The 13,661-nt window shown below is 68.3% G+C and carries 16 protein-coding genes; all 16 read right to left on the reverse strand.

The genetic code is table 11. The features are described 5' to 3' along the window. Positions 1–14 precede the first annotated feature (14 nt). A complete protein-coding gene (locus tag ASE12_RS03640) occupies positions 15–2,315 on the reverse strand; it encodes a bifunctional (p)ppGpp synthetase/guanosine-3',5'-bis(diphosphate) 3'-pyrophosphohydrolase (protein WP_082582050.1) in 2,301 nt (766 codons plus the stop codon). Between the two features lie 169 nt (positions 2,316–2,484). Beyond that, positions 2,485–3,015: an adenine phosphoribosyltransferase gene (locus tag ASE12_RS03645; protein ID WP_056397077.1), complete on the reverse strand. Its 531-nt coding sequence runs from the start codon at positions 3,013–3,015 to the stop codon at positions 2,485–2,487. A gap of 24 nt (positions 3,016–3,039) precedes the next feature. Further along, complete coding sequence (locus ASE12_RS03650; RefSeq protein ID WP_056397078.1) at positions 3,040–3,504, reverse strand: hypothetical protein; 465 nt, start codon at positions 3,502–3,504, stop codon at positions 3,040–3,042. Between the two features lie 29 nt (positions 3,505–3,533). Continuing rightward, positions 3,534–4,631, reverse strand: coding sequence for a protein translocase subunit SecF (gene secF, locus ASE12_RS03655; RefSeq protein WP_056397081.1), 1,098 nt, complete (start codon positions 4,629–4,631; stop codon positions 3,534–3,536). Then, positions 4,631–6,304 carry a protein translocase subunit SecD gene (gene secD, locus ASE12_RS03660; RefSeq protein WP_056397084.1) on the reverse strand — a complete coding sequence of 558 codons (1,674 nt, stop codon included), beginning with the start codon at positions 6,302–6,304 and terminating at the stop codon, positions 4,631–4,633. Before secD ends, secF begins: the two co-directional genes overlap by 1 nt. After that, complete coding sequence (gene yajC, locus ASE12_RS03665) at positions 6,304–6,597, reverse strand: preprotein translocase subunit YajC (protein ID WP_056397087.1); 294 nt, start codon at positions 6,595–6,597, stop codon at positions 6,304–6,306. The genes secD and yajC overlap by 1 nt, the downstream gene beginning before the upstream one ends. Before the next feature lie 229 nt (positions 6,598–6,826). Beyond that, a complete protein-coding gene (ruvB, locus tag ASE12_RS03670; RefSeq protein WP_056397090.1) occupies positions 6,827–7,873 on the reverse strand; it encodes a Holliday junction branch migration DNA helicase RuvB in 1,047 nt (348 codons plus the stop codon). Next, complete coding sequence (ruvA, locus tag ASE12_RS03675; protein ID WP_056397093.1) at positions 7,873–8,463, reverse strand: Holliday junction branch migration protein RuvA; 591 nt, start codon at positions 8,461–8,463, stop codon at positions 7,873–7,875. The genes ruvB and ruvA overlap by 1 nt, the downstream gene beginning before the upstream one ends. Further along, positions 8,460–8,978 carry a crossover junction endodeoxyribonuclease RuvC gene (ruvC, locus tag ASE12_RS03680; protein WP_056404504.1) on the reverse strand — a complete coding sequence of 173 codons (519 nt, stop codon included), beginning with the start codon at positions 8,976–8,978 and terminating at the stop codon, positions 8,460–8,462. Before ruvC ends, ruvA begins: the two co-directional genes overlap by 4 nt. Positions 8,979–9,030: 52 nt before the next feature. Then, positions 9,031–9,453 (reverse strand): hypothetical protein, encoded by a 423-nt coding sequence (locus ASE12_RS03685; RefSeq protein ID WP_056397096.1) that lies wholly within the window; start codon positions 9,451–9,453, stop codon positions 9,031–9,033. Between the two features lie 4 nt (positions 9,454–9,457). Further along, positions 9,458–10,219, reverse strand: a complete 762-nt coding sequence (locus tag ASE12_RS03690) for a YebC/PmpR family DNA-binding transcriptional regulator (protein ID WP_056397098.1) — start codon at positions 10,217–10,219, stop codon at positions 9,458–9,460. A gap of 15 nt (positions 10,220–10,234) precedes the next feature. Continuing rightward, complete coding sequence (gene pdxT / locus ASE12_RS03695) at positions 10,235–10,834, reverse strand: pyridoxal 5'-phosphate synthase glutaminase subunit PdxT (protein ID WP_056397101.1); 600 nt, start codon at positions 10,832–10,834, stop codon at positions 10,235–10,237. Positions 10,835–10,865: 31 nt separating this feature from the next. Next, a complete protein-coding gene (locus tag ASE12_RS03700) occupies positions 10,866–11,879 on the reverse strand; it encodes a signal peptidase I (protein WP_082582053.1) in 1,014 nt (337 codons plus the stop codon). Continuing rightward, complete coding sequence (locus ASE12_RS03705) at positions 11,879–12,469, reverse strand: TasA family protein (protein ID WP_082582054.1); 591 nt, start codon at positions 12,467–12,469, stop codon at positions 11,879–11,881. Before ASE12_RS03705 ends, ASE12_RS03700 begins: the two co-directional genes overlap by 1 nt. Further along, positions 12,462–13,097, reverse strand: a complete 636-nt coding sequence (locus ASE12_RS03710) for an LPXTG cell wall anchor domain-containing protein (protein ID WP_056397111.1) — start codon at positions 13,095–13,097, stop codon at positions 12,462–12,464. Before ASE12_RS03710 ends, ASE12_RS03705 begins: the two co-directional genes overlap by 8 nt. Next, positions 13,094–13,648 (reverse strand): signal peptidase I, encoded by a 555-nt coding sequence (locus ASE12_RS03715; RefSeq protein ID WP_056397114.1) that lies wholly within the window; start codon positions 13,646–13,648, stop codon positions 13,094–13,096. Before ASE12_RS03715 ends, ASE12_RS03710 begins: the two co-directional genes overlap by 4 nt. Positions 13,649–13,661 lie beyond the last annotated feature (13 nt).

Here is a 13,661-nt window from a genome sequence, read left to right on the forward strand (position 1 = left end):
TCGCGGGGCTGGGGCTACTGGGTGAGGCGGTAGACGTCGAAGACGCCCTCGACCGTGCGTACGGCTGAGAGCACGTGGCCCAGGTGCTTGGGGTCGGCCATCTCGAACGTGAACTTCGACTTGGCCACCCGGTCACGGCCGGTGGACAGCGAGGCCGACAAGATGTTGACGTGCTGGTCGGAGATGACCCGCGTGATGTCGCTGAGCAGCCGGGGGCGATCGAGCCCCTCGACCTGCACCGCGACGAGGAACGTGCTCTTGCCGGTCGGCGCCCAGTGCACCGCCACGAGGCGCTCGGGCTGGCTTCGCAGTGCGATCAGGTTGACGCAGTCGGTGCGATGCACCGACACCCCCGCCGTACGCGTCACGAACCCCTCGATCGTGTCACCCGGCACCGGCGTGCAGCACCGGGCCAGCTTGATCATGAAGTCGCCCTCGAGCCCTTCGACGACGACGCCGGCATCACGACTCTCGGTGCGCGGCCGGCGTACGCCGACACCGGGCAACGAGGTCGCCTCCGCGAGATCCTCCTCGGCTCCCTCACGCCCACCGGCGAGGTCGATGACCCGCTCGACGACGTTCTGCGCACCGACGTTGCCCTCGCCCACCGACGCGTAGAGCGTCGACACGTCGGCGAGGTGCAGCTCCTTGGCGACCGTGTCGAGCGTCTCGTGGCGGAACAGGCGGTGGAGCGGCAGGCCCTCCTTGCGCATCTGCTTGGCGATGAGGTCCTTGCCGCGCTCGATCGCCTCTTCGCGTCGCTCCTTGGTGAACCACTGGCGGATCTTGTTGCGCGCACGGGGGCTGGCGACGAACTCGAGCCAGTCACGACTCGGCCCGGCGTCGGGCGACTTCGACGTGAAGACTTCAACGACGTCGCCGCTCTCGAGCTCGGACTCCAGCGACACGAGTCGGCCGTTGACGCGCGCCCCGATGCAGGCGTGGCCGACCTCGGTGTGCACCGCGTAGGCGAAGTCGACCGGCGTGGCCTTGGCCGGCAGCTGGATGAGGTCACCCCGCGGCGTGTAGGCGTAGACACCGGCGTTGTTGATCTCGAACCGCAGCGAGTCGAGGAAGTCGACCGAGTCGGCGGTCTCGGACTGCCAGTCGAGCAGCTCACGCAGCCACAGCATGTCGTCCTTGTCGGGACCCTTGCCGGCCTTGCCCGCGGTCGCGTCCTCCTTGTACTTCCAGTGCGCCGCGACACCGTACTCGGCGCGTCGGTGCATGGCGTACGTACGGATCTGCAGCTCGACCGGCTTGCCCTGCGGGCCGATCACGGTCGTGTGCAGCGACTGGTACATGTTGAACTTCGGGACCGAGATGTAGTCCTTGAACCGCCCGGGGATCGGGTTCCACCGGGCGTGCAGCACGCCGAGGACGCCGTAACAGTCCGCGACGGTGTCGACCAGGATGCGTACGCCGACCAGGTCGAAGATGTCGGAGAACTCACGGCCGCCCACCAGCATCTTCTGGTAGATCGAGTAGTAGTGCTTGGGCCGGCTGGACACCTTGGCCTTGAGCTTGACGTGCCGCAGGTCGGACTCGACGTCGCTGACGACCCGCTCCAGGAACTGCTCGCGCGACGGGGCCCGGTCGGCGACCAGGCGCACGATCTCGTCGTAGACCTTGGGATGCAGCGTCGCGAACGCGAGGTCCTCGAGCTCCCACTTGATCGTGTTCATGCCGAGCCGGTGGGCCAACGGCGCGAAGATCTCGATCGTCTCGCGGGCGATGCGCTCCTGCTTGTCCTGCCGCAGGTAGCGGAGCGTACGCATGTTGTGCAGGCGGTCGGCGAGCTTGATGACGAGCACGCGGATGTCGCGGCTCATCGCGACGACCATCTTGCGGATCGTCTCGGACTGCGCGGAGTCGCCGTACTTGACCTTGTCGAGCTTGGTGACGCCGTCGACGAGCTGACGCACCTCGTCGCCGAAGTCGGCGCTCAGCTCCTCGAGCGTGTAGTCGGTGTCCTCGACAGTGTCGTGGAGCAGGGCGGCGCACAGCGTCGGCGCCGTCATGCCGAGCTCGGCGAGGATCGTGGCCACGGCCAACGGGTGGGTGATGTAGGGATCGCCGCTCTTGCGGGTCTGCCCCTCGTGCATGCGCTCGGCGATCTCGTACGCCTTGCGGATCGACGAGACGTCGCCCTTGGGATGCGTCGTGCGATAGACCTTGAGCAGCGGATCGAGGACGACGTCGGCGGATCCGGACTTGCCGCCGATGCGGGCCAGCCGGTTGCGGACGCGCGCAGAGGCCGGCGCCGAGTCGGCGTTCTTCGACTCGGCCGGCGGCGCCTCGATCCGTTCAGCCATCGCGTTCCTCACTGTGTCTGACAATGGTATGCCAGCCGGTCAACGCGCAGGTCAGGTCAGGAGACCGTCGATCAGGGTGGCACCAGCGGCGAGGACCAGCACGGCGACGAGCACGAGGGCGACGACACGGACCTGATGGGGATTCATGGATCTCGTTCCTGGGACGGGGTCAGTACGTACGCAGACTCGCACAGCCGACCGGTGCGAGGCGATCCTGCCCCCCGAGCGCCAGCAGCTCGATGAGCACGAGGTTGCCGGCGACGGTCGCGCCGGCTTGTCGTACGAGGTCAGCGGCGGCCAGCATCGTGCCGCCGGTGGCGAGCACGTCGTCGACGACCAGCACCCGCGCCCCAGGCGCCAACGCGTCGACGTGCATCTCGAGCACCGCCGCACCGTACTCCAGCTCGTACGACGTGGACAGCGAGTGCGACGGGAGCTTGCCGGCCTTGCGCACCGGTACGAACCCCGCGCCGAGGCGCACCGCGATGCTGGGTCCGAACAGGAACCCCCGCGCCTCGATGCCGATGACCGCGTCGACCGGACCGACCTTCTCCGCCAGCTCGACGAGCCCGTCGATCACGGCCGGCAGTGCGGCCGGGTCGGCGAGCAAGGGTGTGATGTCACGGAACGTCACCCCGGGCTCGGGCCAGTCCTCGATCGGGCGCACGAGGCGGTCGATCGTCCGGGTGAGGTCGTTCACGCGTTCTCCGTCGATTCGTGGGGGCTAGGAACCGACATGGAGCGTCACGTCGCAGACCTTCTTGGCATGCGCGTCGATCCGCTTGGCGGCGCTGGTGAAGTCGGTGCCCGACAGCGCGGACATCTCCTTGGCGAGGCTCTGGAGCCGCGAGGCGTTGACCCCCTTGGGGATGTCGCCCTTCTCGACGCGGCTGAGGTCCTCGAACTTCAGGCCGGCCTCCTTGAACGCCTTCTCGACGGTCGTGTTGACCTTGTCGATCTTGGCCCAGTCCTTCTCGACCTCGTCGGGAGCCTCGTCGGCCAGCTGGTGCGACAGCGCGAAGGTGTCCTTGGCGCCCGCGAAGTCGCCGGCGCTCAGGCTCTTGAACGTCGGCGCCGCCTTCTTGGCATCGGCGCAGTAGTCGTCCTCGTTGCCGCCGTCACCGCCGCTGCAGGCCGCCAGGACGCCGACGAGCAGAAGGGCGCCCACCCAGGCGATCGAGTTCTTCATCGGTGCTCCTAGTCGCCGCCGCAGCGGAGTTATCGCTTGCCGCGCTTGGACCTCGGCTGGCGTGACGGTTGCGTACGCTTCGAGGCTCCCGAGGAGGCGACAGGACGGTGCACCACGGGCGCGGCGGTCTCCACGACCGGGGCGTCACCCTGCTTGGCGCGCTTGGCCATGACGCGAGCGGCCTGGGCCTTGATGGCCGGCTCGCGCTCCTTGAGCTGTGACGCGAACGGCGTCGCGATGAAGATCGAGGAGTAGGTGCCGGCGAGCATGCCCACGAACAGGGCGAGCGCCAAGTCCTTGAGCGGTCCGGTGCCGAGGATCGCAGCGCCGGCGAACAGCAGCGCGCCCACGGGCAGCAGGGCCGTGACCGAGGTGTTGATCGAGCGGACGAGCGTCTGGTTGAGGGCCAGGTTGGCCTGCTCGGCATACGTCTTGGACGTCGACTTGAGGATGCCTCGCGTGTTCTCGCGCACCTTGTCGAACACCACCACGGTGTCGTAGAGCGAGTAGCCGAGGATCGTCAGCAGGCCCGTGACCGTCGCCGGCGTCACCTCGAAGCCCGACAGCGCATAGACCCCTCCCGTGATGACGAGGTCGTGTGCCAGGGCGACGATGCCCGCGACGGACATGCGCCACTCGCGGAAGTAGATCCAGATGAAGATCACGACGAGGAGCAGGAACGCGATCAGGCCCTTCAAGGCCTTGGTCGCCACCTGCTTGCCGTACGTCGGGCCGATCAGGTTCTGGCTGACGTCGGTCGCACCGGCCTTCTCGAGCGACTGGGTGATCTTCGTGGCCTGGTCCTGACTCAGAGCACGAGTCTGGATGGTGATCGAGTCGTTGCCGGCGGTCTGCACCGTCGGGTCGCCCGCCTCGGGGACGTTGGCGTCCTCGACGGCCTGGACCATGTCGTCCGACGTCGCGGAGTTGGCGGTCTTGACCGTGGCGGTGAACTCGACGCCACCCTTGAACTCCACGCCGTAGTTGAAACCACGAAGCACGAACGCCGAGGCGGCGACGATCACGATGATCACCGAGATCGAGTACCAGAGCTTGCGGCGTCCGACGAAGTCGAACGAGACGCGTCCCTCGTAGAGGTGCTGTCCGAATGTGCTGATGCGGCCCATCAGTTGACCTCTCCAGTGGTGCTGGGTCGGGCGGTTCGAGCGATCTCGGACACCTTGCGGCCCGAGATGCCCAGGTGCGCTGCGTCGAGACCCGACAGCTTGTGGCCCTGGCCGAAGAACTTCGTCCGTGCGAGCACCGACACCAAGGGCTTGGTGAACAAGAACACGACGACGATGTCGATCAGGGTCGTCAGACCGAGCGCGAATGCGAACCCGCGCACCACGCCGATGCCGAAGTAGTAGAGGGTCAGCGCGGCCATGATCGACACGGCGTCGGCGGCCAGGATCGTGCTCCTCGCGCGCGCCCAGCCGGCCTCCACCGCGAGGCGCAGCGACTTGCCGTCGCGCACCTCGTCGCGGATGCGCTCGAAGAACACGATGAACGAGTCTGCCGTGATGCCGATCGCGACGATCAGTCCGGCGATGCCGGGCAGCGTCAGGGTGAACCCGACGCCCTCACCGAGCAGCAGGACCAGCACGAACGTCAGTGCCGAGGCGACGAGCAGCGAACCGATGATCACCAGCCCGAGGCCGCGGTAGTAGAAGAGGCAGTAGACCACGACGAGGATCAGTCCGATGACGCCGGCGAGCAGGCCCGCGTGCAGCTGCGTGCCGGCCAGCGACGGGCCGATCTCCTCGCTGCCGTTGAGGCCGAATGTCAGGGGCAGCGCGCCGTACTTGAGCTGGTTGGCGAGCGCCTTGGCCGAGTTCGCGTCGAAGTTGCCGGTGATCTCCGGCTTGCCGTTGGTGATGAGTCCGTTGGTCGTCGGTGCGCTGATGATCTCGCCGTCGAGCACCATGGCGAACCGGCTGGCCTGCTCGTTGCCGTTGTTGGTCTGTTCGACGAGCGCCTTGTTGACCTTGGTGAAGATGTCCTTGCCGCTGCTCTTGAACTTGAGCTGGACCGACCAGTTGACCTGCTGCTGCTGCAGCTGGGGCGAAGCCGTCTTGACGTCCGTGCCGCGGATGATCGCGGGGCTGAGCACCTGCACCTCGCCGCTCGTCGGATCACACGTCACGAGCGGCCGGTCGGCCACGTCGTCGACCTTGAGACCCTTGGACACGCACTGGAATCCCTTGGCCTGCTCCTGCAACGCCGCTACGCCCGGCTGGAACTCCTTGGGGAGGCTCTGGACGCCGGTCGTCTCCGCCTTGAGCATCTGGTCAAGGGTCAGCTTCGACCAGTCGAGCTTGTCGATGATGTCCTGCTGCTTCGAGGTATCGGTCGGCTTGGCGGCGCTCGTCAGGTTGCCGGCCCACACGAGGCGGAACCGGAGCTGGGCCGTGCGGCCGACCTGGTCGACGATGTTGGCCCGCTTCTGGCCGGGGATCTCGATGATGATCTGGTCTTTGCCCTGCGTCGTGACCTCGGCCTCGGTCACGCCGCTCGCATTGACGCGCTGGTCGATGATGTCGCGGGCCTGCTCGAGCTTGGGCTTGGTGATGCTGCCCGAGGTGGCCTTGGCCTGCAGCGTGATGCGCGTGCCGCCCTCGAGGTCGAGGCCGAGCTTGGGCTTCCAGGCGCTGTCGTCGCTCTTCTTGTTGTCGAGGTTGAGGAGCGCGACGAGGCCGTAGAGCGCGACGATCGCGACGAGGAAGAGTGCAAGGGTGCGCTTGGGGCGAGGCAGGTTGCTGGCCGCCTTCGAGCCCCGGTTCCTGGGAGTGGTCGCCATCAGTCCTCAGTGCTCGTTTCGGTCTCGGGAGTCTCAGCCGGGATGACCTGCGCGACGGCCTGGCGCTTGACGGTGATGACCGTGTTGACCGCGACCCGCAGCTCGATCGTGTCGTCGCCGACCGCCACGACGTCACCGAAGATGCCGCTGGCGATCATCACGCGCGCGCCGGGGGCGAGCTCACTCTGCACCTTGAGAAACCCCTGCTGGCGCGCCCGCGCCGGACGGAGCACCAGGAAGTAGAACCCGGCAATGAGGAGGATGAGGGGCAGGAGTACGCCCAGGTCTTTCACGCTTTGATGCTCCCGTACGAGATCGGAGATGCCCGCCGCCTGTGGACGGCTCGGCTGAGTGCCATGGGCCGCCGCGCAGTCTAGCGCCGGAGCCTCGGGAAGTTTAACCCCTCGCCGGAGCGTCCGTGACGTGGCTCATGCCAATGCCCCCTCGAAGAAGCAAAGGTAAGGCGGCATGGGCATGAGGTGTCCGCGTTTCACTCGCTGCGCTCGCTCATGCTCTTGCGGGTCACCGAGGGTCGTCGTCGAGCGGCAATTGGTCGAGCGCGGCGGGGACAGGGAGTCCCAAATGCCGCCAGGCACCGGGCGTGGCGACGCGTCCCCGTGGCGTGCGGGCGAGGAACCCCAGACGTACGAGGAACGGCTCGGCCAGCTCCTCGACCGTCTCGCGCTCCTCGCCGACGGCGACTGCGAGCGTCGAGACGCCGACCGGTCCCCCACCGAAGCTGCGGCACAGGGCCTCGAGCACCGCACGGTCGAGCCGGTCGAGCCCGAGCTCGTCGACCTCGTAGAGCGCCAGCGCGTCGCGGGCAACGGTGTGGTCGACGACTCCCCCGGCACGCACCTCGGCGAAGTCGCGGACGCGTCGCAGCAGGCGGTTGGCGATGCGTGGTGTGCCCCGCGACCTGGAGGCGATCTCGCGGCCGCCCTCATCGGTGACCTCGAGGTCGAGGAGGCCGGACGAACGGTCGACGATGCGGTGCAGCTCGTCGGCGCCGTAGTAGTCGAGCTGGGCGGTGAACCCGAAGCGGTCGCGCAGCGGGCTCGGCAGCAGCCCCGCGCGGGTCGTCGCGCCGACGACGGTGAAGGGCGGGATCTCGAGCGGGATCGCGGTGGCACCCGGGCCCTTGCCCACGATGACGTCGACGCGGAAGTCCTCCATCGCCATGTAGAGCAGCTCCTCGGCGGGCCGGGACATGCGGTGGATCTCGTCGATGAACAGGACGTCGCCCTCGTTGACGCCCGACAGGATCGCGGCGAGGTCGCCGGCGTGCTGGATCGCGGGCCCGCTGGTGATGCGCAGCGGCGCGGAGAGCTGGTGGGCGATGATCATGGCGATCGTGGTCTTGCCGAGCCCCGGAGGGCCCGAGAGCAGCACGTGGTCGGGCGTACGACCGCGAGCCACGGCCGCCTCGAGCATCAACGAGAGCTGCTCTCGCACGCGCTCCTGGCCGATCAGCTCGTCGAGCGTGCGGGGGCGCAGTGCCGCCTCGAAGGCACGGTCCTCAGGACCGGCCTCGGCGACGATCGCCTCGAACTCCTCGCGCTCGTCCATCAGCGGGCCTTCGAGAGGGTGCGCAGGGCGTCACGCAGCACCGTGGAGACGTCGGGGGTCGCACCGGGCTCGAGCTCAGCGGCGACCCGCTCCAGCGCCCCGTCGGCGTCGCGGGCCGACCAGCCGAGGCCCAGCAACGCCTCGTGCACCTGGTCGCGCCACGCGGGCGCTCCGCTGGCCGCGATCGTCGTGACGCCGACCCGGTCCTTGAGCTCGACGACGATGCGCTCAGCGCCCTTGCGGCCGATGCCGGGCACCGAGGTCAGCGTGGCGAGGTCGCCCTGGCCGATCGCCTGTCGCAGCCGGTCGGGGTCGAGCACCGCGAGCATCGCCTGCGCGACCTTGGGGCCCACGCCGCTCGCGGTCTGCACGAGCTCGAACATGTCGCGCTCGTCGGTGCTGGCGAAGCCGAAGATCGTCAGCGAGTCCTCACGCACGACCATCGAGGTCGACAGCTGCACCTCGTGCCCGATGCGCAGCGACGCGATGGTGCTCGGCGTGCACATGACCTGCATGCCGACGCCACCGACGTCGATCACGGCCGAGGTCAGGGTGACGGCGGCGACCGGGCCGCGTACGTGAGCGATCATCGGACCGCAGCCTTGTCGACGGCGGCCTGGAGGCGGGTCTGCGCTCCCCCACGCCAGATGTGGCAGATCGCCAGCGCCAGGGCGTCGGCGGCGTCGGCGGGCGTCGGGGCCGAGGTGAGCCGCAGCAGGCGGGTCACCATCTGGGTGACCTGCGCCTTGTCGGCGCGTCCGCTGCCGGTCACCGCGGCCTTGACCTCACTCGGTGTGTGGAGCTGCACGGGGATGCCGTGCCGGGCCGCCACGACCATCGCGATGCCGCTGGCCTGCGCGGTGCCCATGACGGTGCGGACGTTGTGCTGGCTGAAGACGCGCTCGACGGCGACCACGTCGGGTCGGTGCTCGAGGATGCCGGCCTCGATCGCCTGCTCGAGCTGGTGGAGGCGCCGGGCGGTGTCGAGGTCGGCCGGCGTGCGGTAGACGCCCACGTGCACCATCGTCAGGGCACGGCCGACGGAGCCGTCCACGACCCCCACGCCGCACCGGGTGAGCCCGGGATCGATGCCGAGAACCCTCATGGCCGCACCACGCATACCGAACGCATGTTCGACAGCCTAGACGGCGTGCCCTTCAGCCTGTGGGCGACGCGCCGAGGGGCTCAGCCGCGCCGGGACGGCCGAGGCGGATCGCCTCGGCGATGTCGTGCATGCGTACGCCGGACGGGGTCCAGCCCTTGACGGACTCCGTGCGGACGTACGTGCGGCCGCGCAGCACCTCGATGGGCCAGCTGCCGCCGAGCAGCGCACGGACGACGAGCCACAGCGGCAGGAGGAGCAGGAGCAGCAGGATCTCCGCCAGCATCACCGCGAACATGATGACCAGGGGAAGCAGCACCACCAGGAGGATGACGGTCAGGATCGCACTGATCGGACCGTCGCCGCCGGGGAACGAACCGAAGTCGGGCACATCAGGCACGTCGCGCACCTTGCGGCGCCACGGCAGCCACCGACGGCGTACCCGCCAGGTCTGCCCGTCCGGGTCCTGGACCTTCACGGGGCTACTGGACCTGTGCCATGACCTCGTCGGAGGCGTCGAAGTTGGCGAACACGTTCTGCACGTCGTCGCTGTCCTCGAGCGCGTCGATCAGACGCATGACCTTGGTCGCCGCGTCGACGTCGACCTCGACGGTCACCGTGGGCACGAACGACGCGTCGGCCGAGTCGTAGTCGAGCCCGGCCTCCTGCAGCGCCGTGCGTACGGCCACCAGGTCGGTCGCCTCGCAGATGACCTCGAACGAGCCGTCGAGGTCGTTGACCTCCTCGGCGCCTGCGTCGAGCACGGCCATCAGGACGTCGTCCTCGTTGGTCGGCCCGCCCTCCTGCTCCTGGGGCACCATGATGACGCCCTTGCGGTGGAACATGTAGGACACCGAGCCCGGATCGGCCATCGTGCCGCCGTTGCGGGTCATCGCGGTACGCACTTCCATCGCGGCGCGGTTGCGGTTGTCGGTGAGGCACTCGACCAGCAGCGCGACGCCGCCGGGGGCGTAGCCCTCGTACATGATCGTGATGTAGTCGACCGCGTCGTCGCCGACGCCGCCGCCGCGCTTGATCGCACGGTCGATGTGGTCCTTGGGGACCGAGGACTTCTTGGCCTTCTGGATCGCGTCGTAGAGCGTCGGGTTGCCATCGGGGTCAGGCCCGCCGACCCGGGCGGCCACCTCGATGTTCTTGACCATCTTGGCGAACATCTTGCCGCGCTTGGCGTCGACGATGGCCTTCTTGTGCTTGGTCGTCGCCCACTTGGAGTGGCCTGACATGAGGGTGCCTTCTTTCTACGACTGCTTGACGAGGTCGACGAAGTAACGGTGGATGCGGTCGTCGCTCCCGACTTCGGGGTGGAACGACGTCGCCATCAGGTTGCCCTGCCGAACGGCCACGATTCTACCGGCGGCCTCGCCGGAAGGGATCGTCGCGAGGGTCTGCACCTCGGGGCCGAGCGTCTCGACCCAGGGTGCGCGGATGAACACGGCGTGCACGGGCTCGCCGAACCCGTCGAACGCGATGTCGCCTTCGAACGAGTCGACCTGGCGTCCGAACGCGTTGCGTCGCACCGTGATGTCGAGCCCGCCGAGCGTCTCCTGGCCGGCGATCCCGTCCTCGATGCGGTCCGCCAGCATGATCATGCCGGCGCAGGTGCCGAAGGCCGGCATGCCACCGCGGACGCGTTCGGCCAACGGTTCGAACAGGTCGAACGATCGCGCGAGCTTGTACATCGTGGTCGACTCCCCGCCCGGCAGCACGAGGGCGTCGCAGCGCTCGAGCTCCTCGGGGCGGCGCACGGTGAACGCCGGCACGCCGAGGTCGTCCAGGACGCGCAGGTGCTCGCGCACGTCGCCCTGCAGCGCGAACACGCCGATCGATGGGGAAGCCACCGTACGAGCCTACCGGCGGCCAGATCGGCGCCTACGGGACCAGGGTGCAGTTGCGGTTGCTGCCGTTGCCCGAGAACGCGTACGTGAACGACGTCTTCTCCCCTGTCGGCGACGGGAAGATGCCGACCAGCGTCACGGTGCCGGCCTTGTTGTTGAGGTTCGTCGTCGACGTCCTGGTGCGCAACGAGCCGGCGAACGAGTCGACCTCGGTCTGACCGGCCGGTGTCGTGTAGGCGTAGCGGAACTCCCAGGTCGTCGGGCTGACCGGAGCCGTCCACGTGATCGTGAGACTGTTGCCGCTCGTGGTGCAGCCCGTGATCACGACGGCAGCCGCGCGGCTGAACGTCCCCGACAGGGCCGAGGCGCTGTCGGTGTAGTACGCCTGTGTCTGGGCTCCGCTGAAGACGCCGGTGACGCTGGTGCCGATGATCATCACCGCAGCCGCCGAGAATGCCTTGCGCGAACCGCCACCCTTGCTCTTCGAGCCCGGCGTACGCGGTCGGACGATCGTCAGCAGGACGACGCCCACCAGGAGGCCGCCGGCGAAGATGCCGATCGGGCCGGAGATGAACGACACGACGTAGCCGGCCTTGGGGATGTCGAACATCAGGCGCGGCGCGGACTTCACGACGTAGACGTCGTCGTCGGGCACGTTGTTGGCGTCGCCCTTGAGCACCAGTGACGCCTTGCTGCCGTTGTGGCTGACGTCGGTGACCCGGTGAGTCACCCGCACGCCCTTGTCGGTGAGGACCGTGACGACGTCGCCGACCTTGATGTCGCTGGCCGGCACCGTGCGCGAGATGCCCAGCGCGCCGGTGTCCACAGCAGGCGACATCGATCCGGACTCGAACACGATCGGCTTGATGTGGAACGCGATGGCCGCGACCCCGCTCAGGAGGCACAGGACCCCCAGAACCGCTCCGACGGTCAGCACGACCTCGCGAACGGCGCGCAGCGAGAACACCGCACGACGACGGCGCTGACGGCGCTCGGCTCGGGTCTCCGAATTCTGCACGTAGACGAGCCGCATGTTGGGCTCTTTCATTACGGGGCTCCGACCTGCTTCGCGGTGAACGCGAACGACGCCGTGGTCGACAAGCCCTGCCCGGTCGTCGCGCTGGTCGGGATCGAGGCACTGACGCAGAACGACTCATTCGCGCCCGCGGCCAGGGGCCGGTTGGCCGTGATGACCGGCGTGCCTGTGCCCAGCTTGTTGTTGAACGTCTCGGTGCCACCCGTGCAGGTGCCACCCGACACCGTGCCGCCCGGGACGACCCGGAAGACCAAGGTGGCGTTCAGTGTGCCTGGTGCCGTGCCGGTCGCGGTGTAGGTGAAGGCCAGGGAGCCGGCGTTCTGGACCGAGATGCTTGCCGCCTTGCTGTCACCGGGCTGCATGTTGAGCATCGTGAAGTCCGTGGTGAACGTGGCAGGGTTGTTGTCCTCTCCCGACAGCTTGATGTCGAGGTTGCCGGCCTTGAAGTTGCCGCCGGTCAGGGTCGCGGCGTCCTCCCAGTACGCCAAGGTGCCGACGGCGCCGAGCCCGAACACGACGCCGAGGCTGAGCACCGCGCGGACCGGCGTCGAGCGCAGTCCCCTCGCGGCACGGCGGAGTCGGGATGTGGAGTGCTTAGCCATGGGAGGCTCCCTCTGTGTGAGTGCGTCGTCGTGAGATGAGTGCGATACCGGTGCCGATGCAGATGGCGGCGAGTCCGGCAAGCCAGAGCGGGGCGGCGGCCCCCGTGTTCGGCAGCAGGCCGTTGCCGTCCTGGTCGCCTTCGCCCTCGCCCAGGACGGCCGAGGTCTGCTTGAGGTTGATGCGGAAGGCGAGGTCGCTCGAGAGCAGCTGCGTCTCGTTGGTCGATGCCTCGTCGAACGCGACGGTGATCTTGACCGGGACGATCTGTTCGGGCTGGACGTCCGGGACGGTCAGGAGCCGGTGATCACCGGTGCTGGAGATGGTCGTGGCCTGGCTGCCGCTGGTGGCGGTCACGTGCAGGTCGCCCGACTCGATCAGCTCGCTGACCTGCTTGCCGAGGATGTCGACCGTCAGTCGAGCCGTGTCGCCGCCCTGGTTGCGTACGTAGAACGTCTCGGACTCGACGTCACCCGGCACCCAGACGAACGCGGGATCGAACAACGAGCCGCTGAGCGAGGAGGTGAACGTGACGCCGTTGCGGCTGAGCCCGATCTCGTTGGCGGCGGAGGCCGGACCGCCGATGAGCACGATGCCGATGGCGAGCGCTAGGGCCATGAGGCGCTTCATGCGGCGACCTCCGTCTTGCGGCGCGAGGCACGGGGCGGGCGGGTCTCAGTGGCGGCCGAGACCAGCATGAATGCGGCGTAGACGATCAGTGCGCCACCGGCCGAGACGACCAAGGTCTGGTGCTGGGACTTGTCGAGCAGCGTGTTGGCCCGGCCCAGGACCGGGACGGAGTACCAGAGCTTGCCGCGGATCTGTTCGGGCCGTACGAGGTCGGAGTCGGCCGCGTCATTGTCGTCGCCCTTGGTGATCAGGCGCGCGCTGCCGTCGGCAGCCACGGTCTTGCCGATGACCCGGTGCGAGGCGACGGCCGGCTTGCCGGTCTCGATCTGGAAGGTGATGACGTCTCCGATGTTGATCTCGTCCGGCGACGTGGGCTTCACGACGACGAGCGTTCCGGGCGGCAAGGACGATTTCATCGAGCCCGTCAGGATCGTGTACGGCGTTGCACCGCCGAGCCTCGGGATCAGGACACACACGGCGAGGACAGCAAGCATCGCGAAGATGACGAACCAGGAGACGACCTGGCCGATCCATCCGGCTGCGCTCTTCATGCTTCCCCGCTTC

The sequence above is a fragment of the Aeromicrobium sp. Root236 genome, assembly GCF_001428805.1.
Taxonomy (GTDB): domain Bacteria; phylum Actinomycetota; class Actinomycetes; order Propionibacteriales; family Nocardioidaceae; genus Aeromicrobium.